Source organism: Burkholderia sp. Bp9012, from assembly GCF_003853825.1.
GTDB classification, from domain to species: Bacteria; Pseudomonadota; Gammaproteobacteria; order Burkholderiales; family Burkholderiaceae; genus Burkholderia; species Burkholderia diffusa.
In genome coordinates this window covers 1-23,901 of the sequence record NZ_QTQA01000043.1, presented here as the reverse complement: position 1 = coordinate 23,901, position 23,901 = coordinate 1, and the positions used below count along the sequence as shown (strand labels likewise).

Genomic DNA, 23,901 nt, shown 5'->3' with positions numbered 1-23,901 from the left:
TCCATTCGGCATTGAGGAACAAATCGTGAAAGAGCGACCAATTCTGTTCAGCGGGCCCATGGTGCGCGCGATCCTCGACGGCCGCAAGACGCAGACGCGCCGCGTCGCGATCCCGAGTCGCAGCTGCGTCGATTTCATCGGCGGAGGGCCGAAGCACGGCCCGGACTGGAATGATCCGACGTGCTGGGGCTTCGAAGACCTGAACACCGGATTCTGGTGGGCGCTCCGCGGCAACGAGGACTGTCACCAGCTTGCGTGCCCTCACGGAATGGTCGGCGATCGTCTGTGGGTGCGCGAAACGCACGCCGAAGTTTTCGAAGTTGATATTCCAGCAGGCCGACCGAGAGGGCCGATAGGCACGGCGGGATCGCCGGCGCGTCCGGATTGGAAATCTCGTTACGTTTACCTCGCGGATGGCCCCATGCCGAATGTGCAGTGGCACCACGTAGGTGATAGTCAGCCGGTCCGATGGACGCCCAGCATCCATATGCGACGCTGGGCATCACGCATCACGCTCGAGATCACCGGCCTGCGCGTCGAGCGCCTGCAGGACATCTGTGAGATCGACGCCGAGGCTGAGGGAATCGACTTCCTGCGGCGCGGGCCTGACGCGGACGAAACACTCGACGCGCGCGGCCTATTCCGGTGTCTCTGGGACAGGTTGAACGCTCCACGCGACCAACGCTGGGATGCAACCCCCTGGGTGTGGGTTGTCGAATTCAGACGCCTTGAAAGTGCGGAATCTAAGGCCTGCGCCGAACGTCGCGCTCTGAGATCCAAAATCCGTCAGGGTTAATGGCGCCTCGTCGTATCACCCAGTCAACAATTTCGAGAATCTTCTGCAAATTTTCGGAGAAGGCTTTCCCATAGTCGATGGTCTGCGGATTCTGTCCTGAAACGAATATCAGAGCGGTATGAGAGATCCTGCCATCGTGATCTTGCCCGTCGACCCGCACACGAAAACGAACTGCATCGCCAGTCGTATCCCATTTACGAACGAACTCGATTCCTTGTGACATTGCGGGCTCCCAAGAGGTCTTCGTCATTGACCGCCAAGCGACCGATCAGCCGTAGCGACTGAGCCACTCAACAGAGAAGCTTTTCGCGTACACGACTGCCTCGGATTCAGTGTCGAACGTTCCAAGCTGGCGGAACGCAGCCTCCCGACTGAAACGCAACTTCGTTACCTCAACCTGGGCGGCGTACTTGCCGTCCTCCGTCACGCGCCACTCGCAGTTCATCTCGTACCCGCGCATCACAAATTTCTTCTGCATTGGTTCAACGCTTATTTGAGACAGAGGGATCGTAGCATGGTCGACTCGCCTACTCTGATTGCGCCTGCCCCCTACGTAACTGTGGCGCTTGCCGCAATGATCACCGGCCTGACCGAGAAAGCCATCCGTCGAAAGATCGAGGACGGAAAGTGGCTCGAAGGTCGCGAGTACCGCCGCTCGCCAGACGGCGGAATCTTCATTTCCATCAAAGGGTATCAACAATGGGTAGAACAAGCGGCGGCGTAGAAATCCGCGCAGCCTCCATCCGACTAAACTTTACGCTCGAAGGCAAGCGGGAGCGACAAACTCTGATGCTAAACGGCAAACCGATGCCGCCCACTCCCGCGAACGTGAAGTATGCCTATCGCCTGATCGCGGAGATCGTCGATCGGATCCGTCTCGGGACATTCAGCTTGGTCGAATATTTTCCGACCGCTGGCGCTCCCAGCACTCTAACTGTCGGCGGCTGGCTCGATACCTGGCTCGCCGCCCAGCGAATCGAATCGTCGACGAAAGACGGATACGAAAGCGCCATCCGATTCTGGAAAGCCGCGGCGTGCGACAAGAATCAGAATCCGCTCGGACCGACTCCCCTACGCAGATTGAAGTTGAGCCACATATTGACTGCGATTGCGGGCCGACCTGACCTGAGCGGCAAAACGGTCAACAATTACGTCTCAGTAATGAGAAAGGCGCTCGACTTGGCCGTGTCAGACAATCTGTTGACCGACAATCCCGCGGCAAATGTGCCTCGTGCGAAACACCAAAAGCCCCCGCCCGATCCGTTTTCCCGCGATGAATCGGAAAAAGTGATCGGCGAGGCCGAGCGTGCTTATCCCGGGCAGGTGCACAACCTCATCGAATTCTGGTTTTGGACTGGCCTTCGGACATCGGAGATCTTCGGGTTGCAGTGGCTGAATGTGGATTTGCAGAACGGGACGATCCTGGTTGCCGAAGCGCTGGTACGCGGCGAACACAAGGATCGAACCAAGACAGCAGTCGCCCGCACGGTGCGCCTAAACAGCCGCGCCCTGGCCGCGCTGACCCGTCAACGTTCATTCACCCAAATCAGTGGCGCCGCGATCTTTCATGATCCGCGGTACAACACCCGATGGGAAGATGAGCGCGCATTCCGGCGAAGCTTCTGGACGCCAATCCTGAAACGACTCGGAATTCGCTATCGCCGGCCGTACAACATGCGGCATAGCTACGCGACGGCGATGCTGATGGCCGGAATGACCCCAGCCTTTTGCGCGAAACAGCTCGGGCACAGCATCGAGATGTTCCTGACAACGTACGCGAAATGGATGGATGGCGAGCAGAACGCTCTAGAGATGGCGAGGCTCGAATCGACGTTATTGTCCCCGAGTTGTCCCCCGCAAAGCAAAACAGGCGCCTAAGCGCCTGTTTTGTTAATGCATTCTTTGGGGTGGCTGATGGGACTCGAACCCACGACAACAGGAATCACAATCCTGGACTCTACCAACTGAGCTACAGCCACCACTGATACTGCTTTGTTTCTTCGCTGTTTCGTTTCGTGTTCAGCAGCGAAGAACAAGATTATACGAAGACTTTTCCGTCTTGCAAAGCATTTTTTTCAAAATTTTCGAGAGCGTCTTTCAGATGCGTGCGTGCCTCGTCGAACACGGCCAGATCGCCACGTGCGAGCTTCTTGTTGTCCGACAGCACGCGACGCCAGCCGCGCGCGCCCGCGACGCCGCGATACAGCCCGAGTGCGTGCCGGACGATCGCACCGAGATACGTGCCGAGCTTCAGTTCCGCCGCACAGTATTCGATCAGTTTCGCCTCGGCCTCCTCGCGCGTCGGCATCGCCGCAGTCGACCCATAGAAGCGCGCATCGACGCCCGCGAGCACATACGGGTTGTGATACGCCTCGCGGCCGAGCATCACGCCGTCCACATGTTCGAGATGCTGCGCGACTTCGTCGAGCGTCTTGATCCCGCCATTGATCACGATCTCCAGAGACGGGAAATCGCGCTTCAGCTGATAGGCGTAGTCGTACTTGAGCGGCGGGATCTCGCGGTTCTCCTTCGGCGACAGCCCCTTCAGGATCGCATTGCGCGCGTGCACCACGAACGTCTCGCAGCCCGCCTCAGCCACCGTGCCGACGAAGTCCCGCACGAACGCATAGTCCTCGACCGCGTCGACCCCGATCCGATGCTTGACCGTGACCGGCACCGACACCGCATCGCGCATCGCCTTCACGCAATCGGCAACGAGTTGCGGCTCATTCATCAGGCACGCGCCGAACGCACCGCGCTGCACGCGCTCGGACGGACAACCGCAATTCAGATTGATCTCGTCATAGCCCCACTGCTCGCCGAGTTTCGCGGCGCGCGCGAGATCGTCCCGTTCGCTGCCGCCCAGCTGCAGCGCGACCGGCGATTCGTTCGGCGTGAACGCGAGATGCCGCTGGGCGTCGCCGAACAGCAGCGCGCCCGTCGTGATCATTTCCGTATACAGCCACGTGTCGCGCGTCAACGTGCGATGGAACGACCGGCAATGACGATCGGTCCAGTCGAGCATGGGCGCGACGGAAACGCGGCGGGGGGGAAGCGAGGACGATGCGGACATGGAATTCGGGGCAGCAAGCGGCGCGGGAAACAACCCGAGATTTTACCGCAACGCGACCAGGCCGGCCCGGCAGCCTGACTAGACCGGCCCGCCCTCGCCCAGTTCGGCGTCGACGGCCCGCCGCGCCTCTTCGAGTACGCGCTCGATCACGCGCCGTTCGGTCAGCAGCATCCCGTCGACTTTCACGAGCCGCCAGTCGATCCGCACGGCCGCGCCCTGCAGCACGCGGTAGTGCGCATGCTCGCCGTCCCACACCTGCTCGGTCTTCACTTCGATCTCGTAGCCGCGGTACGGCTCGCTGAAATCGCCGAGATCGCTGCCTCTCGGTTCCATCGCTCGCTCCGTGGCGAAGCAACGCCGGGCCGCCTCGGCGGCCCGGCGCCGTGCGCTCAATCGTATTCGTTAGACAAAACGGACTTGCCGTCGGCGGTCAGGTCGACACGGTCGGCCGCCGCCTGATAGATCAGCCCTTCGTTCAGCAACGCATAGACGACATCGTCGAACGCGGCGGGGACCGGACGGGTGTCGCCGAACTGGTCGATCCACTTCAGCGCCTCGAAGGCTTCGGGGGAAAGGATGGGGGTCATGCGTTGCCCTCCGGCGTCGGTGTCGTTCCATCGTAGCACTTCGTCCGAACGGCGAATACCGAGGCAAACGCAGAACCAAAATACCAGGCGCGACGGATGGCCGGATGGCCCGTCCGCGGCGCCCGGCATCGGAAACACGCTCAGAGTCGCGCGATCGACACTTCGGTTGATTTCACGAGCGCGACGACTTCCGCACCCACCTTCAGTTCAAGTTCGTCGACCGAGCGCGTCGTGATCACCGACGTGACGATGCCGAACGGCGTCTCGACGTCGACCTCGGAGACCACGGGCCCGCGAATGATCTCCTTCACCTTGCCTTTGAACTGGTTGCGCACGTTGATTGCAGTGATGCTCATCGGGTTGATCGCTCCGAACAAAAAAAGTCTGAGAACGGGCGGCCGGTGCCGCCCGGATTTAAACGGCCCAGCGAATCTGCCCGGCCGGCCGTACGTGATCGGCTTCAGCCGCGACGTGCTGCCCGGCACCGCCGGGCCCGCCCGCGAGCACACGCTGCAGCACGCGGTCCTCGAGCGCCGCGAACGCGGCCGACGCGCGCGCACGCGGCCGGTCGAGCGGCACCGGCTGGTCGAGCGCGACACGTCCCTGCTCGATCAGCAGGATCCGGTCGCCGAGCGCCACGGCTTCCTGCACGTCGTGCGTGACGAGCAGCGCGGTGAACCGATGCTCGCGCCACAACCGTTCGATGAGCGCGTGCATCTCGATGCGGGTCAGCGCGTCGAGCGCACCGAGCGGCTCGTCGAGCAACAGCAATTGCGGCCGGTGCACGAGTGCACGGGCGAGCGCGACGCGCTGCCGCTGGCCGCCGGACAGCTGCGCAGGCCAGTCGTTCGCACGCTCGATCAGACCAACTTCGTCGAGTACCGCACGCGCCTGATCGCGTGCGCCGCGGCCGAGGCCCAGCATCACGTTCTGCAGCACGGTCTTCCACGGCAGCAGCCGTGCATCCTGGTACATGATCCGCGTGTCGAGCGCACCGCCGCCGTCGCCGCGCGTCACGAGCGCGCCGCTGCTGGGTTCCTCGAGCCCCGCGACGAGACGCAGCAGCGTGGATTTCCCGCAGCCGCTGCGGCCGACGATCGCGACGAAGCTGCCGCGCGCGATGCCGAGTTCGACGTTGTCGAGCACGGTGCGCGCGCCGAAGCGCTTGCTGACGCCCGACAGCGTCACCGCGTCGTCCTGTGCCGTGCCGCCCGTCCGCCGCCGCGCAAGCGGAACGACGGATGCGCCGCCGTTCCGGTCGACGATCGCCGCATTGCGTGCGTCGTCGTCCGTCACGCGTGCGTGCGCCAGCTCGGCCTCAAGGTCTGCACCGGCGAGCGGGCCGTAGGAGACCGCCGAAGTCGTCGCATTCATGCCTTTGCTCCAGATTGATAAGCGGGGTGCCAGCGCAGCGTCACGCGCTCGATCGATTTCGCGAGCACGTCGGCCAACTTGCCAAGCACCGCATACAGCAGGATGCCGACCACCACCACATCGGTTTGCAGGAATTCCCGCGCGTTCATCGTCATGTAGCCGATGCCCGACTGCGCGGAGATCGTTTCCGCGACGATCAGCATCACCCACATCAGCCCGAGCGCGAAGCGCACGCCGACGAGAATCGACGGCAATGCACCGGGCAGGATCACGTCGCGATACAGCGCGAAGCCGCGCACGCCGTAACTCTTCGCCATCTCGATCAGGTTCGCGTCGACCGAGCGGATCCCGTGATATGTGTTGATGTAGACGGGAAAGAACACGCCGAGCGCGACGAGAAACAGCTTCGCCTTCTCGTCGATGCCGAACCACAGGATCACGAGCGGAATCATCGCGAGCGCGGGGATGTTGCGGATCATCTGGATGGTCGAATCGAGCGCGACCTCCGCTGCTTTCGACAGGCCGGTCGCGAGCCCGAGCGCCAGGCCGACGCCACCGCCGATCGCGAAACCGAACAGCGCGCGCCAGGTACTGACTTTCACGTTCGCCCACAGCTCGCCCGATGTCACGAGCGACCACGCGGCACGCACGACCGCCACCGGCTCGGGCAACACGCGGGTCGACAGCCAGCCGACGCGCGCGCCGACCTCCCATGCGACCAGCAGCACGAGCGGCACGAGCCACGGCGCGATGCCGCGCCAGGCGCGGGCGGCCACGGCCGCGCGCGTCGTCGACGTCTTCGTTGTCATCTCAGGCCTCCTTCGTTCAGCTCTGGCTCGCCTTCGGCAGGTAGTTGTTGCCGACGATCTCGCCGAACGGCCCCGACAGCGGACCGGACGGCCGCGCCGCACCCTTGCCCTTGATCAGCGGGAACACGAGCTCGGCGAAACGGTACGACTCCTCGAGGTGCGGATAGCCGGACAGGATGAACGTCTCGATGCCGAGATCCGCATATTCGCGCATGCGTTCCGCGACCTGCTCGGGGTTGCCGACGAGCGCGGTACCCGCGCCGCCGCGCACGAGACCGACACCGGCCCACAGGTTGGGATACACCTCGAGCGCCTCGCGGCCGCCGCGCTTGCCGCCGTGCAGCGCGGCCATCCGGCGCTGGCCTTCCGAATCCATGTTCGCGAATGCCTGCTGCGCGCGAGCGATCGTCTCGTCGTCGAGACGGCTGATCAGGCGCTCGGCATCGCGCCAGGCTTCGTCCTCGGTCTCGCGCACGATCACGTGCAGGCGGATGCCGAACCTGATCTTGCGGCCGCGCGCCTCGGCGCGGGCGCGAATATCGGCGATCTTCTTCGCGACGGCCTCGGGCGGCTCGCCCCAGGTCAGATAGGTGTCGATGTGATCGGCGGCGATCGCGTGCGCGGCCGGCGACGATCCGCCGAACCACAACGGCGGATGCGGGCGCTGCACGGGCGGATACAGCGCCTTGCCGCCCTTCGATTGAAGATGCTTGCCGATGTAGTCGAACCCGCCGTTGTCGTGCGATGCGGACAGCAGCCCGCGCCAGATGTTCAGGAAGTCGTCGGTGATTTCGTAGCGCGTGTCGTGGTCGGCGAACAGTCCGTCGCCTTCGAGCTCGGCGGCATCGCCACCCGTTACGACGTTGATCAGCAGGCGGCCGCCCGACAGACGGTCGAACGTCGCGGCCATCCGCGCCGCCAGGCCGGGCGATGCGATGCCGGGTCGCACGGCGACCAGGAACTTCAGGCGCTGCGTCGCCGGAATCAGGCTCGACGCGACGACCCACGCATCCTCGCAGGAACGGCCAGTCGGCAGCAGCACGCCTTCATAGCCGAGCGTGTCGGCCGCGACGGCGATCTGCTTGAAATAATCGTAATCCGCGGCGCGCGCGCCTTCAGCGGTGCCGAGGTAACGGCTGTCGCCGTGTGTGGGAATAAACCAAAAAACATTCATCTGCTGCTCCTGCTTGACTGTTCTTGCCGGAATCTGGATAAAACGAGCCCCTGCTCGCGTCGCGGATGAGCGACGCATGCATGGTGTGCGTTCGAATCGGGATGGCTCGCCGGTCAGGCCGTGCCGCGGGCGAGTACGCTATTGCACGGCTGTTTCTGGGAAATCAGTCTATGGATCGCTGCAGGGCTTTGGAACGATTTTTTTGAGCTTAGGTTTTCCGCTTTCGTGATTAGCACGACGCTCCAGCGAATATCGCGTCGGCCGGGCCCTATAATGACGCACCTATCCGAATAACTTCGCCCGGACGGCCCCGGCCGGCCGCGCGTGCAATGCACTCACCGATGCAGAAAGTCATCCTGCCGTTCCTGTCCGGCTTCCTGGCCGCCCTCTTCTTTCGCGAAGCAACGCTCGCGCTCCTGCATACGGCCGACCTGATCGCCGCCACCGGGTTCTCCACGCAACCTTTCGCGCCGCTCGGCATTCCTGAATTTGTTGCGAACGCATTGATCAGCGCGTGCTGCGCGATTCCGATGGCGTGGCTGCTGCGCGTGACGCCGGATCGTGAGGCGCCGTGGATCGGCGCGCTGGTGTTCGGCGGCATCGTGCTGACGGCCGCCCGCGTATTCGCGATCGATCCGCTGCGCGGGATCTGGCCGTCGGGCAACATGATGCCGGTGCTCGCCGCCGGTTTCGCAGCGAACGCGGTCTGGGGCTTCGGCGCGCTCGTGTTCATGCGCGCGTTCATGTCGGACGACGCCGGCGACGAATAACGCACGTCTTGCGGCAAGGCCCCCGGCCCACTGCCGCCAGGCCGGGTCGGCATCCCCAAATGAAAAGGCCGCCTGCACACAATGCAGGCGGCCTTTTTGCTTTTCGCGTCGATACCGCGGCGCGTCAGTCCTTCAGGTTGCGCAGCGGATGCGTGTCGGGCGTCCACGGGCTGTCGAACATCGCGAGGACGTCGGTGCGGTCGATATCGGCGATCGACTTGAAACGCCAGGCCGGCTGATGGTCCTTGTCGACGATCAGCGCGCGCACGCCTTCGATCACGTCGCCGTGCGCGAACGTCGAACGCGTGAGGTCGAGGTCGCGCCGCAGGCAATCGGCCATCGTCGCCCCGCGCGCCCGTTCGACGACTTCGAGCGATACGGCCATCGACAGCGGCGACAGCTGGCTGCGCATCGCATCGGTCGCCTTCCCGACCCATCCGTCGACCGCAGCGCAATCCTGCTCGGCGTCGAGCGATGCGAGGATCGCACCGATATCGGCTTGCGCGAAATGCCGGTCGATCCCGGCGCGCGCGTCGGCCAGCGCCGACGTGTCGGGCGTCGGCACGACCTTGTGCGACGCGGCCGCGTCGGCCACGCACGCGACCGCCTGCGCGCCGCTGTCGATGCGCGCGCTGCGCAGCGTATCGAACAGCGCCGGCAGCGCGGCATCGGGCAGGTATGCGTCGGCAAGCTGCGCATACAGTGCGCCGGCCGCGTCGAGTGTCGCGCCGGTCACCGCGAGATAGGCGCCGATCGCGCCCGGCGTGCGCGCGAGGAACCAGCTCATCCCGACATCGGGGAACAGGCCGATGCGCGTTTCGGGCATCGCCATCTTCGTCGAGTCGGTGACCACACGCAGGCCGCCCGTATGTCGTGCCGCCTGCGAAATGCCCATGCCGCCGCCCATCACGACGCCGTGCATCAACGCGATGTACGGTTTCGGATAGGTGAAGATCGTATGGTTGAGCGTGTATTCCTCGATGAAGAACGTATCGACCGCATCGCGGTCGCCACGCTGCCAGGCGTCGTGGAAGAAACGCACGTCGCCGCCCGCGCAGAACGCGCGAGGATGCGGGCTGTGCACGACGACGGCGACCACGTCGGCGTCGTCGCGCCACGCGTCGAGCGCCTGCTGCATCAGCCGGATCATCCCGACCGACAGCGCATTCAGCGCCTTCGGCCGGTTCAGTGCAAGATAGCCGATGCGGTTCGCGACATACGCGCGGACATCGGGCTGGGCGGATTCCGCGGAAGCGGAAGTGGCATCGGTCATGTGTGTCATCCGGCGTATCGCGGGCGCACGCTCAGTGCGCCTGCATCTTCGAGAACAGGTTCAGCACCACGACGCCCGAGATGATCAGCCCGAGGCCGATCACGGCCGGCAGGTCCGGCACCTGGCGATAGAGCAGCATCGCGACGAGCGTGATCAGCACAATGCCGGCACCCGACCACACGGCATAGATGATGCCGACGGGCATCGTGCGCAACGTGAGGGACAGACAGTAGAACGCGATGCCGTACCCGGCCACGACGAGCACCGACGGCCAGAGGCGCGTGAAACCGTCCGCCGCGCGCAGCGCGGACGTGCCGACCACTTCCGCGACGATCGCGATCGCGAGCCATGCGTAACCCGGAAGCTGCATCGCTCAGCTCCTTGCAAGTGCCAGCACGGCGTAGTCCTGCCCAAGCTCGGCGCACAGCGCTTCGACGACGAACTCGTGATCCGCGCGCTGCGGCAGCCCCGATGCGGTGATCGAGCCGATCACGCCGGCCCCCGCGACAGTCAGCGGAAACGCGCCGCCGTGCGGCGAATATTCCGAGATCGGCAGTCCGTGCTTCTCGGCGAGCGTGACGCCGGCCTGCTGCATGCGCAGGCCGATCGCATACGAGCTGCGGCGGAAATGCGCGACGACGTTGCGCTTGCGGCGCACCCAGTCGGCGTTGTCGGGGGTCGCACCGGCGAGCGCCGCATAAAACAGCGGCTGGCCGAACGTGACGATGTCGATCGCGATTGCATGACCGCGCGACGTCGCGAGCGCATGCATCCGGTTGCCGAGCGCCCAGGCGCGAGCCGGGTCGAAATGGGGAAACACAAGCGCCTGTTCCTGCGCGCCGATCGATTGCAGATCGTGAGCGATGTCCATGAATCCGTCGATGCAGTAGTCAAGTGTTGCAACGGCACCGACGCAATTCGCGCGCGACCCCGCTGCAGGAATGAACGACACAAGCAAACCGCTCGATTCTAGCTCACGCGCCTGCCGTACCGGCCCTGCAAGCGCCCCGCCGGCGATTGCGACGCGATTGTCAGAAAGTGCTTGCAAGCGTTCCGGATAGTCCATATAATTCATTTCTTCGACGGACGCGGGGTGGAGCAGTCTGGCAGCTCGTCGGGCTCATAACCCGAAGGTCGTAGGTTCAAATCCTACCCCCGCAACCAACGTCCCGATTCATGCAAAAAGCCCGGCTCAATGCCGGGCTTTTTGTTTTTCGGCGCCCGATTCCGCGCATCACACGTTGTGCTTCGCACCGCACGCCGCGCGCATGCGCTCGCGTTCAAGAATGCCCCGCCCCGGTGATACACTCGCATCACCTCGTCCCTCCCACTCGACATGAAATTCTGCTCCGTCTGCGGTCACGAAGTCATCGCGCGCATTCCTCAGGGCGACAACCGTGAGCGCTTCGTCTGCGATCACTGCGGCACGATCCATTACCAGAATCCGCGTAACGTGGTCGGCACGGTGCCGGTCTGGGGCGAACAGGTGCTGCTGTGCCGCCGCGCGATCGAACCGCGCTACGGTTTCTGGACGCTGCCGGCGGGCTTCATGGAGATGGGCGAGACGACGGCCGAGGCCGCCGCGCGCGAAACGCTCGAGGAAGCCGGCGCACGCGTCGAGGTGCAGAACCTGTTCACGCTCCTCAACGTGCCGCACGTGCACCAGGTCCACCTGTTCTATCTGGCGCGGCTCACCGATCCGGCTTACGAGGCCGGCGAGGAAAGCCTCGAAGTCAAGCTGTTCGACGAAGCCGACATTCCGTGGGACGAAATCGCGTTCCCGACCGTCAGCCAGACGCTGCGTTTCTTCTTCGCCGATCGCGCCGCCGGCGACTACGGCGTGCATACCGGCGATATCTTCCGCTCGCTGCGCAACGGCTGAGCCCGCGCCCCATGGTCCCCTGGCTCGGCCCGGACGATCCGTTCCCGCCCATCGAACGCGCGCTCGGTCCGGCGACCGGCGCGCCGGGGCTGCTCGCCGCGAGCGCCGACCTGCTACCGTCGCGCCTGATCGAGGCCTACCTGCGCGGCATCTTCCCGTGGTATTCGGACGGTCAACCCGTGCTGTGGTGGAGCCCCGACCCGCGGATGGTCCTCGTGCCAGCCGAATTCAAGGTGTCCCCGTCGCTGCGCAAGACGCTCAGGCGCGTGCTGCGCGACCCCGCGTGGGAAGTGCGCGTCGACCACGACTTTCCGGGCGTGATGCGCGCGTGCGCGCAGGCGCCGCGTCGCGGGCAGCGCGGCACCTGGATCACGGCCGAAATCATCGACGCGTATACGTCGCTCTATCGTTCCGGCAACGCGCACAGCATCGAGACGTGGCATGACGGGCGCCGCGTCGGCGGCCTCTACGGCGTCGCGTTCGGACGGATGTTTTTCGGCGAATCGATGTACGCGGATGCCACCGATGCGTCGAAGATCGCACTGGCGACGCTCGTTGCCCATCTTCGCGAGCAGGGGCTGGAGATGATAGACTGCCAGCAGAATACGTCGCATCTAGCGTCGCTCGGCGGCCGCGAGATCGCACGCAAGGCCTTTGTCGCTCACGTGCGCCGCGCGGTAGCCGAACCGCCGATTCCGTGGCAGTTCGACAAGCGCGCGCTCGCCGCACTGACGGGCCCCGCAGAACCGGCCGCCCCCTCCGGGATCGAGCGCTAGCGCGGCACTCCCTCCCTGCATCGAGAGCTGCCCATGACTCACCCGACTGAGCTGCCGCTTTCACCGCTTTCGGCGCTGCAATTCTATGCAACGGCGCCCTATCCGTGCAGCTATCTGGACGGCCGCGTCGCGCGCTCGCAAGTCGCGACGCCGAGCCACCTGATCAATTCCGATATTTATACCGAGCTCGTGAAGGCCGGTTTCCGGCGCTCGGGCGTGTTCACCTATCGCCCATACTGCGACGGCTGCCGCGCCTGCGTGCCGGTGCGCGTGCCGGTCGGCGCGTTCAAGCCGTCCCGCACGCAACGCCGGATGTGGAAGCGGCACCGCGCGCTCGTCGCGACGGTCTCGCCGCTGCACTACGACGAGGAGCACTACGCGCTCTACATGCGCTACCAGTCGGCGCGCCACGCGGGCGGCGGCATGGATCGCGACAGCCGCGACCAGTACGAGCAATTCCTGCTGCAGAGCCGGATCAATTCGCGCCTCGTCGAATTCCGCGACCTCGACGCGCCGGGCGGCGAGCCCGGCAAGCTGCGCATGGTCAGCATGATCGACATCCTCGGCGACGGACTGTCGTCGGTCTATACATTCTTCGAGCCGGACGACCAGCACACGAGCTACGGCACGTACAACATCCTGTGGCAGATCGAACAGGCTAAAAGCCTCGGTCTGCCGTACGTGTATCTCGGATACTGGATCCGCGAGAGCCCGAAGATGGCCTACAAGGCAAACTTCCATCCGCTCGAAGGGTTGCTCGACGGCCGCTGGAAAGTGCTCGATCCGGATCGGGTCGATCTGCCGCCGGTCGACGCGGCACTCGCCCGCGCGCCGCTGCCGGGTGGACATTCCGGGTCGGGCTGACGTGAGCGACACCGGCGCGGTTGCACGAGAGCGGCGCGCGTCCGTCCCGGCCATGAAGCGGCTGACGCGCGGCACGCCGACCGTCGCCGCGGGCCGCCACGAAGCGAAGCCCGCCCTTGCCGCACAACTCCCGGTAAAATAGCGGGTTGTCATTCATTCCGGCCGTCCGCCCAATTCCCGTGTTCAGTTCCCTCTATCCGCTGGCCCGCGCATCCCTGTTCAAGATGGATGCGGAAGACGCTCACCACCTCACGCTGCGCGCGCTCGGCGCGGCCGGCCGCACCGGCCTCGCCTGCGCGCTGTCGGCCCGCGTGCCCGATGCGCCGCGCACGGTGATGGGGCTCACGTTCCGCAACCCGGTCGGCCTCGCCGCCGGTCTCGACAAGGACGGCGCGGCCATCGACGGCCTCGCGGCGCTCGGCTTCGGCTTCATCGAGGTCGGCACGGTCACGCCGCGCCCGCAGCCGGGCAACCCGCGCCCGCGGATGTTCCGCCTGCCGCAGGCCGAAGCGCTGATCAACCGGATGGGCTTCAACAACCACGGCGTCGACCAGTTCGTGAAGAACGTCCAGGCCGCCCGCTATCGCGGCATCCTCGGCCTGAACATCGGCAAGAATGCCGATACGCCGATCGAACGCGCCGCAGAGGATTACCTGTACTGCCTCGAGCGCGTGTATCCGTTCGCGAGCTACGTGACGATCAACATTTCGTCGCCGAACACGAAGAACCTGCGCCAGCTGCAGGGCGCGGGCGAGCTCGACGCGCTGCTCGCCGCGCTGAAGGACAAGCAGCAGCGCCTGGCCGACCTGCACGGCAAGCTCGTGCCGCTCGCGCTGAAGATCGCGCCCGATCTCGACGACGAGCAGGTCAAGGAAATCGCCGACACGCTGCTGCGCCACAAGATCGAAGCGGTCATCGCCACCAATACGACGCTGTCGCGCGCAGCCGTGCAGGGCCTGCCGCACGCGGACGAAGCCGGCGGCCTGTCGGGCCGCCCGGTGTTCGACGCATCGAACGAAGTGATCCGCAAGCTGCATGCCGAAGTCGGCAGCGCGGTGCCGATCATCGGCGTCGGCGGCATCTTCTCGGGCGAGGACGCACGCGCGAAGCTCGCGGCCGGCGCGTCGCTCGTCCAGCTGTACACGGGCTTCATCTATCGCGGCCCTGCACTCGTCGCCGAATGCGTGAAGGCGATCGCGCACGAACGCGCCGCGTAATATAGCTATAATCAAACGATATTTAGATATCGATTGCGTTTTTGCTATGATCGACCTCACATTCAGAATCAAGCGCCCCGCTGGGGCAAGGAAGCCCACACGATGAAAATTTCGCTGCTGAAGAAGCTGCTGGTCGCCGGCCTGATCGGTACGTCGTTCGCTGCCGCCACCGCGCATGCGGCCGACCTCCTCGACGAGGTGAAGCAACGCGGCACGCTGCGCGTCGGCCTCGAAGGTACGTTCCCGCCGTTCAACTCGAAGAATCCGCAAGGTGAACTCGTCGGCTTCGACGTCGACATCGCGAAGGCCGTCGCCGCGAAGCTCGGCGTGAAGACCGAGTTCGTCACGACCGAATGGAGCGGCATCATCGCGGGCCTGCAGGCCGGCAAGTTCGACGTGATCGCCAATCAGGTCGGCATCACCGACAAGCGCAAGGAAACGCTCGACTTCTCGCCCGCGTACACGTACTCGTCCGCTCAGCTGATCCAGCGCAAGGACGACACGCGCCAGTTCAAGTCGCTCGACGACCTGAAGGGCAAGAAGCTCGGCGTCGCGCTCGGCACGAACTACATGGACATGGCGAAGTCGGTGCCCGGCGTCGACGTGAAGACGTACCCGGGCGCGCCGGAGTACCTGCGCGACCTCGCCGCCGGCCGTCTCGATGCGGCGCTCAACGACCGCCTGATGCTCGCGTACCTGACGAAGAACTCGCAACTGCCGCTGCGCCCGGGCGCGAACGTCGGCTCGGCGAACCCGTCGGGCATCCCGTTCAAGAAGGGCAACCCGAAGTTCCAGAAGGCGATCGGCGACGCGATGGCGCAACTCGAAGCCGACGGCACGTTCACGAAGATCTCGGACAAGTGGTTCGGCATCGACGTGACGAAGCCGATCAAGTAAGCACGCCTCTGTTTCCCGCCTGACGGCGGGCCGGAAAGGGCGGCATCCGAAACGATGCTGCCCTTTGTTTTATCGGTCCGGTTTATGATTGCGCTTTCGCGCACGCATTCGCTTCGTATTCCATGTCGACAACGTCCCTGCTCGTCCAATCGCTGCCGGTGCTCGCCCAGGGTGCCGTGCTGACCGTCAAGTTCGCCGTGCTGTCGATGGTGTTCGGCCTGCTCGGCGCCGTCGTGCTCGCGATGATGGGCATCCGGCAAAGCGAGCCGCTCGACGGCTTCGAACGCATCTGGGTCAACGCGCTCGCGGGGCTCGCGCGCGCGTACGTGAGCCTGATGCGCGGCACGCCGCTGCTCGTGCAGATCTTCGTCATCTATTACGGGCTGCCAAGCCTCGGCATCTCGCTCGACCCGACGCCGGCCGGCGTGATCGCACTGTCCGCGAACGTCGCCGCCTACATGTCCGAAAGCATGCGCGGCGCGATCAACGGCATTCACCGCGGCCAGTGGCTCGCGTCCTACAGCCTCGGGCTGTCGTGGGGGCAGACGGTGCGCTACGTGATCGGCCCGCAGGCACTGCGCATCGCGGTGCCGAGCCTGTCGAACAGCCTGATCAGCCTGATCAAGGACACATCGCTCGTATCGGTGATCACCGTGACCGAACTGCTGCGCAGCGCACAGGAAGTGATCGCGGCGACCTACCAGCCGCTGCCGCTGTACCTGGCCGCCGCCGCTGTCTACTGGGTGCTGTGCCAGATTCTCGAATGGGTCCAGCGCTGGTACGAAAAGCGCCTGTCGCTGCCCGCGCGGCACTGATCACGAAACACCTCCCGCCGGGCCGCGATTGCGCGCCCGGCTGCCGCCTTCCCTTCCTTCCCGCCTACTCGCCCGAATAGCGCACGCCGAGCGCCGCGCGTGCCGCGTCGGTCATCGCAATCATTCGCCGCGAATGGTCGTGCGTCATGATCGGGCTCTCGAGTTCGCCGGCGCGCAGCAGGTCGCAGAAATGCGCGGTCTCGTAGTTCAGGCCACCGCCATCGATCGGCGCATCGAGTTCGACCGTGCGCCCATCCGCATAGCGAATCGTCGCCCGCGCGGGGTTCCACCACTTCTCGTGAATCGTCACGTGCCCGCCTGCCGCGGCGATCAGCGCGTCACCGCGTCCCATCACGTCGAGCCCGCAAAAGAGCTGTGCGATGCCGCCGTTCGCGTGACGGCTGTTCAGGCTCGCGAACACGTCGACGCCCGTGGCGCCGATGCGGCCGAGCGTCTGCACGTCGACTGCCTCGCCAAGCCAGTCGACCGCGAGAAACGCTTCGTAGATCCCGATGTCGAGCAGCGCGCCGCCGGCGCGGTCGAGTCGATAGACGGAATGGTCGTCCGGCACCGACGACGACGCGCAGCCCGCGCGCACGAGCCGGATTTCGCCGATCGGGTCGTCGTGCAGGTGCGCGCGCAACTGACGATACAGCGGAAAGAACGGCGGCTTCATCGCTTCCATGAAGAGCCGTCCGGCAACGCGTGCCGCATCCAGCACGGCGTCGAGTTGCGTCGCGTTCAGCGTCGCGGGTTTTTCGCACAGAACGGCCTTGCCGGCGGCCAGCGCCGCTTGCGCGTAGTGCGCGTGACTGTCGTGGAGCGTCGCGATATAGATCGCGTCGATGTCGCTCGCGAGGAGCGCGTCGAGGCTGGCGGCAGGCGCGCCGCCGCAGCTGTCGCAAAAGGCGGTTGCCGCGTCGGCGCGGCGTGCCCATACGCCGGCGAGCGTGGCACCCGGCACGTGAGCGAGGCTTTGCGCGAATCGGCGTGCGATGCTGCCTGCGCCGACGATGCCGAAGCGCACCGGGCGGTTGTCGAGGTCGTTCATCCGGATCTTCCGTGTCGGTCGTATGACGGTGGCCGGCACGCTGCCGGTCGGCCGTCATGATAAACGGCTCGCCGGCGCACGGATAAGCGACGCGTGTCGATTCAGGCGCGCACGGGTACGTCGACGGAGAAATCGCGCGAAATCTCGTCGGCGCTGAAATCGATCAACGCGAGCGAAGCCGCTTCGGCTTCGCGCGGGTCGCGGCGTTCGATCGCATCGACGACGCGCGCATGCGCCTTCACCGCGACGTCGTGCGCCCCCTCCTTCTGCGCAACGCGCGGATTCACAAGGCGAACCGCGCCGCGCACGATGGCCGCCATCTGCTGGAAAAACTGGTTGCCGCTCGCCTGAACGATCCGCGTGTGCAGCAGTTCGTCCGCCGTGTCGTATCCAGGGTCGCCCGGCTGCAACACCTTGAACGCTTCGAATGCCTCACGAATGCCCGCGATGTCGACCGCCGTCGCACGAACGGCCGCCTGCGCGGTCGCGCGCGGTTCGATCAGCATCCGGAATTCGATGACGTCGCGCATGAACTGCGGATCCGGCTTTGCACGGAACCGCCAGCTCACCACGTCTTCATCGATCATGCGCCAGTCACGCATCGGTCGAACGCGCGTACCAACTTTCGGACGCACGTCGAGCATGTCGCGCGCAAGCAACATCGACAATGCTTCGCGCATCACCGTACGGCTCACGTCGAACTCTTTCGACAGCACGTCCTGCGGCGGCAAGATGCCGCCGTACTTGTCTTCGACGATACCCGAGACAAGCCCATCCATCACTTTGGCGACCAGTGACCGGTCTTTGCCCTGCTCCATGACACCTCCCCGTGCGTCGATTTGCGAACACCTGCTCCGCAGTTCCGCCGGCCCTGGTTACTACTGTTCTTATGATCTATAAGTTGATGAGTTCGGGGATATTTCGCTATCTGGTAAACACCTGACAGGGTTATCCCTCTTTCTGATGTGGTGATTTATAAGGCTTCAAAAAAAGCCCGGAAAGCGCGCTGCGCTTGCCGGGCCGGGCTTTCCGTCGAATTTAAACATGCAATCCATTACGGCATCCTGACGCCATTACGGACTGCTTCTCATTCAGTTTCGATTAATCGGGATAAACGATCGTTTCAACGCCGTTTGCCGTGCCGAGCAGGCACAGATTCGCGCCGCGCTCGGCGAACAGGCCGACCGTCACGACGCCCGGCCATGCGTTCACCTGCGCTTCGAAACCGCGCGGATCGGTGATCTGCAGCCCCTTCACGTCGATGATTTCGTTGCCGTTGTCGGTGATGTACGGCTCGCCGTCCTTCGTCACGCGCAACACCGGCACGCCGCCCAGCGCGGCCAAGCGCCGGCCGATCGCCGTGCGCGCCATCGGCACGACCTCGATCGGCAGCGGGAATGCGCCGAGCACCGGCACGCGCTTGCTGCCATCCGCGATGCAGACGAACGTATCGGCCACCGACGCGACGATCTTCTCGCGCGTCAGCGCACCGCCGCCGCCCTTGATCATTGCGCCGCTTGCGTCGATCTCGTCGGCACCGTCGACGTACACCTGCAGCGATTCGACCTCGTTCAGGTCGAACACCTTGATGCCGTGCGATTTGAGGCGTTCGGTCGTCGCGATGGAACTCGACACGGCGCCGCGGTAGCGCGATTTGACGGCCGCGAGCGCGTCGATGAAGCAGTTGGCGGTCGAGCCGGTGCCGACGCCGATCACGGCGCCTTCCGGCACGTTCTGGATCACATAATCGGCGGCTGCCTGGCCGACCAGGCGTTTGAGTTCGTCTTGAGTCATGGGGTGGGAATACAGCGGGATTGCGGAAAACCGGCAGTTTACCGGACTCGGATGACGACCCGGGCTTTTTCGGTGCGTGTTGCGGCACCGCGCGCCCTGATCGATCGTCAGGGCGCGCCCGTTGCGGCACCGTCCTCCGCAGGTGGCGTGGCGGGGAAATACTTGTCGAGCAGCGCTTGCGCGATCGCATCGGTCCCGGCGTCCGGGTTGCCCGCATAGTCGGATGGCCGGAAATGCATCTGAAACGCCGAGAATACGCGTTGCGTGCGCGCGTCGAGCACGCCGTCGGTTGGCACGTCATAGCCGTAGCGTGCAAGCTTCAGCTGCAATTCCCGCACGTCGACGAGCGCGTGCGGATCACGACCGCCTAGCCGCGCGGCTACGGTCGCATCGTCCGGCCACGCGCCGACGCCGGCTTGCGCAAGCGCGTGCCACGGGAACAGCGGCCCCGGATCGATCTTGCGTTGTGGCGCGATGTCGCTGTGCCCCACCACGCGCGTCGGCAAAATTCCGTAGCGCGCGACGATGTCCTTCGACAGGCGGATCAGCGCATCGACCTGTTCGGGCGGATACGGCTGCCACGTGCGGTCTTGCGGATCGAGCGGGCCGCGGTTCACGTTCTCGATGCCGATCGACGCCGCGTTGAGCTCGGTCGTGCCCTGCCATTCGCTGATACCCGCATGCCATGCGCGTTTCGATTCGGGAACGAGCTGGTAGACGACTGGCATCCCGTGTTCGACGCGTGGTTGCGGCGGCACGACGTAGTGCGCGCTGACTGAATCGCCCGTCAGCGTGCTCAGCGATCTCGCTTCGTCGCTTTCGGTGTAATGCATCACGAGAAAGCGGATCCGCGAATCGGCGCCGCGCGCGTGCAGGCTCGTATCGGCGTAGTAGGTATCGCGCTCGACCAGCGACGGCGATGTACAGGCGGCCAGCAGGCCGAGGATGGCGCACAATGCGCCGAGGCGAAACAGGGTCATGGTCCGCGAGTTCCGGGAGCCGCGCGCCGCGCGCAGTGGCGGCACGCGTCGTTCGGGGCGTAACGGCCCGCGCATCGGGCCGCGTGGGTCAGCCCGTATATCAGCCCTTCACGCGCCGCTGCCGCACCGCTTCGTAAAGGCACACGCCGCTCGCGACCGACACGTTCAGACTTTCGACGCTGCCGGCCATCGGGATACTCATCACTTCGTCGCAGGTGTCGCGCGTGAGCCGACGCATGCCTTCGCCCTCCGCACCCATGACGATGGCGACAGGACCATCGAGCTTCGTGTCGTACAGCGTCCCCGGCGCCTCGTCCGACGTGCCGATGATCCACACGCCGGCCTCCTTCAGCTCGCGCAGCGCGCGGGCGAGGTTCGTGACCGTGATGTACGGCACCGTGTCGGCCGCGCCGCTCGCGACCTTCGCCGCGGTCGCGTTCAGGCCGACCGCGCGGTCACGCGGGGCGATCACCGCATGCGCACCGGCCGCATCGGCGACACGCAGGCATGCGCCGAGGTTGTGCGGATCGGTGACGCCGTCGAGCACCAGCAGCAGCGCCGGACCCTGGATGCCGTCGAGCAGTTCGGACAGGTTCTGAGCGAGCGGAACGTCCTCGACGCGCGCGACGACGCCCTGGTGGCGCTCGGTATGCGCGAGACCCCACAGGCGGGTTTCATCGGCTGCGATCAGCCGCACGCCCGCTTCTTTCGCGGCGTGCAGGAAGTCCTGCATGCGGCGGTCGCGGCGCGTCTGGTCGTACAGCACCTCCGCAACCGTCGACGCATCGTGCCGCAAACGTGCGGTCACCGCATGAAAACCGTAAAGAACCTTCAGACGTGACATGACTGGAACAACCTTCGATCAAACGTGCGGCCGCGCGATGGGCGCAGCCGCGATCCATGGAAAAGGAAAGCGCCGCGTTGCCGGCCGGTGACCGGTAGAACGCGGCGTCTCTCGATACTGCAGGGGCACGCGCGTGCGCTGCCCCAAACGCTCAATACTTTTTGCGGGCGTGTACCTTCTTCGCGGCCGTCTTCGCCGCCACGCCGCCCTTCTTCTTCGCCGCACGCGTGTCGTTTACCGCGGCGGCCGGTGCGCTGGCCGTCCGCTTGCGACGCGGCGCGGCTTCCTCCACCGGCGGCAACGAGCGCACGCGCGGGCCGCCGCGATCGTTGCCGTTGCCGACAGCAACCGGCGCCGATGCGGGACGCGGCGCCTTCACCGGCGTGTCGCGCACGAGGCGGAAGTCGATCTTGCGCGCATCGAGATCGACGCGGCTCACCTGCACGCGCACGCGATCCGACAGGCGATAACGGATGCCCGTGCGCTCGCCGCGCAGCTCGTTCTTGATCTCGTCGTACTGGAAGTAGTCCGAGCCGAGTTCCGTGACGTGCACGAGCCCTTCGATGAACAGCGTGTCGAGCTGCACGAAGATGCCGAACGACGTGACGCCGTTCACCATCCCGCCGTATTCCTCGCCGAGCTTGTCGCGCATGAAGTAGCACTTGAGCCAGGCCTCGACGTCGCGCGACGCTTCGTCGGCACGCCGCTCGTTCGCCGAGCAATGCAGGCCGAGCTCTTCCCAGATCGCGGTGTTCACGCGCGAACGGCCGCGCGCTTCGTCGTCGGCCTGCTGCATCGCGCGGGCGCGTGGCGACAGCGCGGTGTTCAGCTCGAAGCCGTCCGGTGCCTTCGGCGTGTACTTCTTGCCCGACAGGATCGCGTAGATCGCGCGGTGCGTGAGCAGGTCGGGATAGCGGCGGATCGGGCTCGTGAAGTGCGCGTACGCCTCATACGCGAGACCGAAGTGGCCGATGTTGTCCGGGCTGTAGACGGCCTGCTGCATCGAGCGCAGCAGCATCGGCTGCAGCATCTGCGCGTCGGGCCGGTCGCGAATCTGCGCCATCAGCGCCGCATAGTCGCTCGCATGCGGCTTCTCGCCGCCGCCGAGCGACAGGCCCATGCCGCGCAGGAACGCGCGCAGGTTCTCGAGCTTTTCCGGCGTCGGCCCCGCGTGCACGCGGTACAGGCCCGCATGCTTGTTGCGCTTAAGGAAATCGGCCGCGCAGACGTTCGCGGCCAGCATGCATTCCTCGATCAGCTTGTGCGCATCGTTGCGCTGACGCGGCACGATCTGTTCGATCTTGCCCTGCGAGTTGCAGACGATGTACGTCTCGGTCGTGTCGAAGTCGATCGCGCCGCGCTTCTGGCGTGCGGCGAACAGCGACTTGTAGACGCCGTACAGATCCTGCAGGTGCGGCAGCAGGTCCGCGCGGCGCGCGGCCTCCGGCCCCTTCGTGTTCGACAGCACGGCGGCCACTTCGGTGTACGTCAGGCGCGCGGCCGAATGGATCACGGCCGGATAGAACTGGTACGCCTTGATCTCGCCACGCGCGGTAATCACCATGTCGCACGCGAGCACGCAACGGTCGACCTGCGGATTCAGCGAGCACAGCCCGTTCGACAGCTTCTCCGGCAGCATCGGGATCACGCGGCGCGGGAAATAGACCGACGTGCTGCGTTCCAGTGCGTCGGCATCGAGACCGTTGCCCGGCTGCACATAGTGCGACACGTCGGCGATCGCGACGATCAGGCGGAAGCCGTCGCCGCGACCGACCTTGGTCGGCTCGCAGTAGACGGCATCGTCGAAGTCGCGGGCATCCTCACCGTCGATCGTCACGAGCGGCACGTCGCGCAGATCGACGCGGAAGCGCAGGTCGGCCGGCCGCACCTTGTCGGGCAGCGCGGCGGCTTCATCGAGTGCCGGCTGGCTGAATTCATGCGGCACGCCGTACTTGCGCACCGCGATCTCGATTTCCATGCCCGGATCGTCGATGTCGCCGAGCACCTCGACGACGCGGCCGAGCGGTTGCGAATGGCGGCTCGGGAAGTCGGTCAGTTCGACGACGACGACCTGCCCGACCTTCGCCTTCTTCACGTTCTGCGTGATCAGGATGTCGTGGCCGATGCGCTTGTCTTCGGGTGCGACGATCAGCGCGCCGTTCTCGTTGAGCAGGCGGCCGATCACGCGCTTGTTCGCGCGCTCGGTCACTTCGACGACATGGCCTTCCGGACGGCCGCGGCGATCGTAGCCGACGATCCGCGCGAGCACGCGGTCGTTGTGCATGACCTTTTGCATTTCGCCGTTCGGCAAGAACAGGTCGTCCTGGCCGTCGTCGCGGATCACGAATCCGTAGCCGTCGCGATGCCCCTGCACGCGGCCGGCGACGAAATTCGACGGATGGGTGAGCTGATAGTGGCCGCGCTTGTCGAGGCGGATCTGGCCGTCGCGTTCCATCGCGGCGACACGCCGGAAGAACCCTTCGCGTTCCTGGCGTTTGATCGACAACGCTTCGGCGATGTCGTTGGCTGCCAGCGGCGCGTCGCTCGTACGCAGCACGCCGAGAATTTCTTCACGGCTCGGAATGGGGTACGGATATTTGCTCAAGGGTTTGTCGATGATTGTTCTCGTTGCGTTGACTGATGGTGCACGGCATCAACATAGAAGTGTCCGTCAGACAGTTCTATAGTGACGGCGACGGATCATTCTATCACCCGCCTGTGTTGCCAAAAGACGCGAATGCCGCGTGCAGGCGCCGCAGCGGCGGGTTTGCAGTGCATTGCAAAAAAATGTTGACACAATTAATTGGGGCGCTATAATTTCACTTCTTTGCAGCAAGCAGCTACTGCAAAACGTGCCCAGGTGGCGGAATTGGTAGACGCACTAGGTTCAGGTCCTAGCGGTGGCAACACCGTGGAGGTTCGAGT

General features: G+C 65.1%; 27 protein-coding genes and 2 tRNA genes. 11 read left to right on the top strand and 18 right to left on the bottom strand.

Annotated elements, in window-relative coordinates:
- Positions 1–25 precede the first annotated feature (25 nt).
- Positions 26–796 carry a hypothetical protein gene (locus tag DIE11_RS34110; protein WP_221622480.1) on the top strand — a complete coding sequence of 257 codons (771 nt, stop codon included), beginning with the start codon at positions 26–28 and terminating at the stop codon, positions 794–796.
- A gap of 268 nt (positions 797–1,064) precedes the next feature.
- On the opposite strand, the gene DIE11_RS34100 is transcribed toward DIE11_RS34110, so the two are convergent.
- Entirely contained in the window at positions 1,065–1,274 is a 210-nt protein-coding gene (locus tag DIE11_RS34100) for a hypothetical protein (protein ID WP_124629682.1), read from the bottom strand.
- Between the two features lie 36 nt (positions 1,275–1,310).
- On the opposite strand from DIE11_RS34100, the gene DIE11_RS34095 reads away from it, so the two are divergent.
- The gene (locus DIE11_RS34095) at positions 1,311–1,520 is read left to right on the top strand and encodes an excisionase (protein WP_124629681.1); all 210 of its coding nucleotides are present in this window, start codon (positions 1,311–1,313) and stop codon (positions 1,518–1,520) included.
- A complete protein-coding gene (locus DIE11_RS34090) occupies positions 1,496–2,674 on the top strand; it encodes a site-specific integrase (RefSeq protein WP_124629680.1) in 1,179 nt (392 codons plus the stop codon). The genes DIE11_RS34095 and DIE11_RS34090 overlap by 25 nt, the downstream gene beginning before the upstream one ends.
- A 25-nt stretch (positions 2,675–2,699) precedes the next feature.
- On the opposite strand, the gene DIE11_RS34085 is transcribed toward DIE11_RS34090, so the two are convergent.
- From DIE11_RS34085 to ssuD, 8 genes are all read right to left on the bottom strand, one after another.
- Positions 2,700–2,775: transfer RNA gene (locus DIE11_RS34085), tRNA-His, on the bottom strand.
- A 59-nt stretch (positions 2,776–2,834) separates the two neighbouring features.
- Positions 2,835–3,821: a tRNA dihydrouridine(20/20a) synthase DusA gene (gene dusA, locus DIE11_RS34080; protein ID WP_260437244.1), complete on the bottom strand. Its 987-nt coding sequence runs from the start codon at positions 3,819–3,821 to the stop codon at positions 2,835–2,837.
- Between the two features lie 126 nt (positions 3,822–3,947).
- Positions 3,948–4,202 carry a hypothetical protein gene (locus tag DIE11_RS34075; protein ID WP_059524526.1) on the bottom strand — a complete coding sequence of 85 codons (255 nt, stop codon included), beginning with the start codon at positions 4,200–4,202 and terminating at the stop codon, positions 3,948–3,950.
- A gap of 56 nt (positions 4,203–4,258) precedes the next feature.
- Complete coding sequence (locus DIE11_RS34070; RefSeq protein ID WP_124629678.1) at positions 4,259–4,456, bottom strand: hypothetical protein; 198 nt, start codon at positions 4,454–4,456, stop codon at positions 4,259–4,261.
- A 140-nt stretch (positions 4,457–4,596) separates the two neighbouring features.
- Entirely contained in the window at positions 4,597–4,812 is a 216-nt protein-coding gene (locus DIE11_RS34065) for a molybdopterin-binding protein (RefSeq protein WP_006400187.1), read from the bottom strand.
- Positions 4,813–4,870: 58 nt separating this feature from the next.
- On the bottom strand, positions 4,871–5,830 hold the full coding sequence (locus DIE11_RS34060; protein WP_059603271.1) for an ATP-binding cassette domain-containing protein: 960 nt from the start codon (positions 5,828–5,830) through the stop codon (positions 4,871–4,873).
- Entirely contained in the window at positions 5,827–6,639 is an 813-nt protein-coding gene (ssuC, locus tag DIE11_RS34055) for an aliphatic sulfonate ABC transporter permease SsuC (protein ID WP_059603273.1), read from the bottom strand. Before ssuC ends, DIE11_RS34060 begins: the two co-directional genes overlap by 4 nt.
- Positions 6,640–6,655: 16 nt before the next feature.
- On the bottom strand, positions 6,656–7,813 hold the full coding sequence (gene ssuD, locus DIE11_RS34050) for an FMNH2-dependent alkanesulfonate monooxygenase (protein WP_124629677.1): 1,158 nt from the start codon (positions 7,811–7,813) through the stop codon (positions 6,656–6,658).
- A gap of 341 nt (positions 7,814–8,154) precedes the next feature.
- On the opposite strand from ssuD, the gene DIE11_RS34045 reads away from it, so the two are divergent.
- A complete protein-coding gene (locus tag DIE11_RS34045; protein ID WP_124629676.1) occupies positions 8,155–8,583 on the top strand; it encodes a hypothetical protein in 429 nt (142 codons plus the stop codon).
- Positions 8,584–8,707: 124 nt separating this feature from the next.
- On the opposite strand, the gene DIE11_RS34040 is transcribed toward DIE11_RS34045, so the two are convergent.
- Genes DIE11_RS34040 through DIE11_RS34030 form a run of 3 tightly spaced genes read right to left on the bottom strand, consistent with a single transcriptional unit; the run spans position 8,708 to position 10,727 of the window.
- Entirely contained in the window at positions 8,708–9,856 is a 1,149-nt protein-coding gene (locus DIE11_RS34040; protein WP_124629675.1) for an enoyl-CoA hydratase/isomerase family protein, read from the bottom strand.
- Positions 9,857–9,887: 31 nt separating this feature from the next.
- Positions 9,888–10,226, bottom strand: coding sequence for a multidrug efflux SMR transporter (locus DIE11_RS34035; protein WP_124629674.1), 339 nt, complete (start codon positions 10,224–10,226; stop codon positions 9,888–9,890).
- 3 nt (positions 10,227–10,229) lie between these two features.
- On the bottom strand, positions 10,230–10,727 hold the full coding sequence (locus DIE11_RS34030; protein WP_124629673.1) for a heme-degrading domain-containing protein: 498 nt from the start codon (positions 10,725–10,727) through the stop codon (positions 10,230–10,232).
- A gap of 216 nt (positions 10,728–10,943) precedes the next feature.
- Between DIE11_RS34030 and DIE11_RS34025 the strand changes: the two genes are divergently transcribed.
- The 7 genes from DIE11_RS34025 (at position 10,944) to DIE11_RS33995 (ending at position 16,307) form a co-directional block, all read left to right on the top strand.
- Positions 10,944–11,020, top strand: a tRNA-Met gene (locus DIE11_RS34025).
- A 172-nt stretch (positions 11,021–11,192) separates the two neighbouring features.
- Positions 11,193–11,738, top strand: coding sequence for an NUDIX hydrolase (locus DIE11_RS34020; protein ID WP_059603283.1), 546 nt, complete (start codon positions 11,193–11,195; stop codon positions 11,736–11,738).
- An 11-nt stretch (positions 11,739–11,749) separates the two neighbouring features.
- Positions 11,750–12,514, top strand: a complete 765-nt coding sequence (gene aat / locus DIE11_RS34015) for a leucyl/phenylalanyl-tRNA--protein transferase (protein WP_059532910.1) — start codon at positions 11,750–11,752, stop codon at positions 12,512–12,514.
- Positions 12,515–12,547: 33 nt separating this feature from the next.
- Positions 12,548–13,378, top strand: a complete 831-nt coding sequence (locus DIE11_RS34010; protein ID WP_059603289.1) for an arginyltransferase — start codon at positions 12,548–12,550, stop codon at positions 13,376–13,378.
- Positions 13,379–13,557: 179 nt separating this feature from the next.
- Positions 13,558–14,595: a quinone-dependent dihydroorotate dehydrogenase gene (locus DIE11_RS34005; RefSeq protein ID WP_059603292.1), complete on the top strand. Its 1,038-nt coding sequence runs from the start codon at positions 13,558–13,560 to the stop codon at positions 14,593–14,595.
- A gap of 102 nt (positions 14,596–14,697) precedes the next feature.
- A complete protein-coding gene (locus tag DIE11_RS34000; RefSeq protein ID WP_059603294.1) occupies positions 14,698–15,492 on the top strand; it encodes a cystine ABC transporter substrate-binding protein in 795 nt (264 codons plus the stop codon).
- A 122-nt stretch (positions 15,493–15,614) separates the two neighbouring features.
- Complete coding sequence (locus tag DIE11_RS33995) at positions 15,615–16,307, top strand: amino acid ABC transporter permease (RefSeq protein WP_124629672.1); 693 nt, start codon at positions 15,615–15,617, stop codon at positions 16,305–16,307.
- 64 nt (positions 16,308–16,371) lie between these two features.
- Here DIE11_RS33995 and DIE11_RS33990 read toward each other — a convergent pair whose 3' ends face one another.
- The 6 genes from DIE11_RS33990 to rnr form a co-directional block, all read right to left on the bottom strand.
- A complete protein-coding gene (locus DIE11_RS33990) occupies positions 16,372–17,358 on the bottom strand; it encodes a Gfo/Idh/MocA family protein (RefSeq protein ID WP_124629671.1) in 987 nt (328 codons plus the stop codon).
- Between the two features lie 101 nt (positions 17,359–17,459).
- Positions 17,460–18,176, bottom strand: coding sequence for a FadR/GntR family transcriptional regulator (locus DIE11_RS33985; RefSeq protein ID WP_059603302.1), 717 nt, complete (start codon positions 18,174–18,176; stop codon positions 17,460–17,462).
- A 283-nt stretch (positions 18,177–18,459) separates the two neighbouring features.
- Entirely contained in the window at positions 18,460–19,152 is a 693-nt protein-coding gene (gene rpiA, locus DIE11_RS33980) for a ribose-5-phosphate isomerase RpiA (protein WP_059603305.1), read from the bottom strand.
- Between the two features lie 107 nt (positions 19,153–19,259).
- Positions 19,260–20,132: an N-acetylmuramoyl-L-alanine amidase gene (locus DIE11_RS33975; protein WP_124629670.1), complete on the bottom strand. Its 873-nt coding sequence runs from the start codon at positions 20,130–20,132 to the stop codon at positions 19,260–19,262.
- Positions 20,133–20,232: 100 nt separating this feature from the next.
- Positions 20,233–20,976 (bottom strand): 23S rRNA (guanosine(2251)-2'-O)-methyltransferase RlmB, encoded by a 744-nt coding sequence (rlmB, locus tag DIE11_RS33970; RefSeq protein ID WP_124629669.1) that lies wholly within the window; start codon positions 20,974–20,976, stop codon positions 20,233–20,235.
- A gap of 151 nt (positions 20,977–21,127) precedes the next feature.
- Positions 21,128–23,581, bottom strand: a complete 2,454-nt coding sequence (gene rnr / locus DIE11_RS33965; RefSeq protein WP_124629668.1) for a ribonuclease R — start codon at positions 23,579–23,581, stop codon at positions 21,128–21,130.
- Positions 23,582–23,901 lie beyond the last annotated feature (320 nt).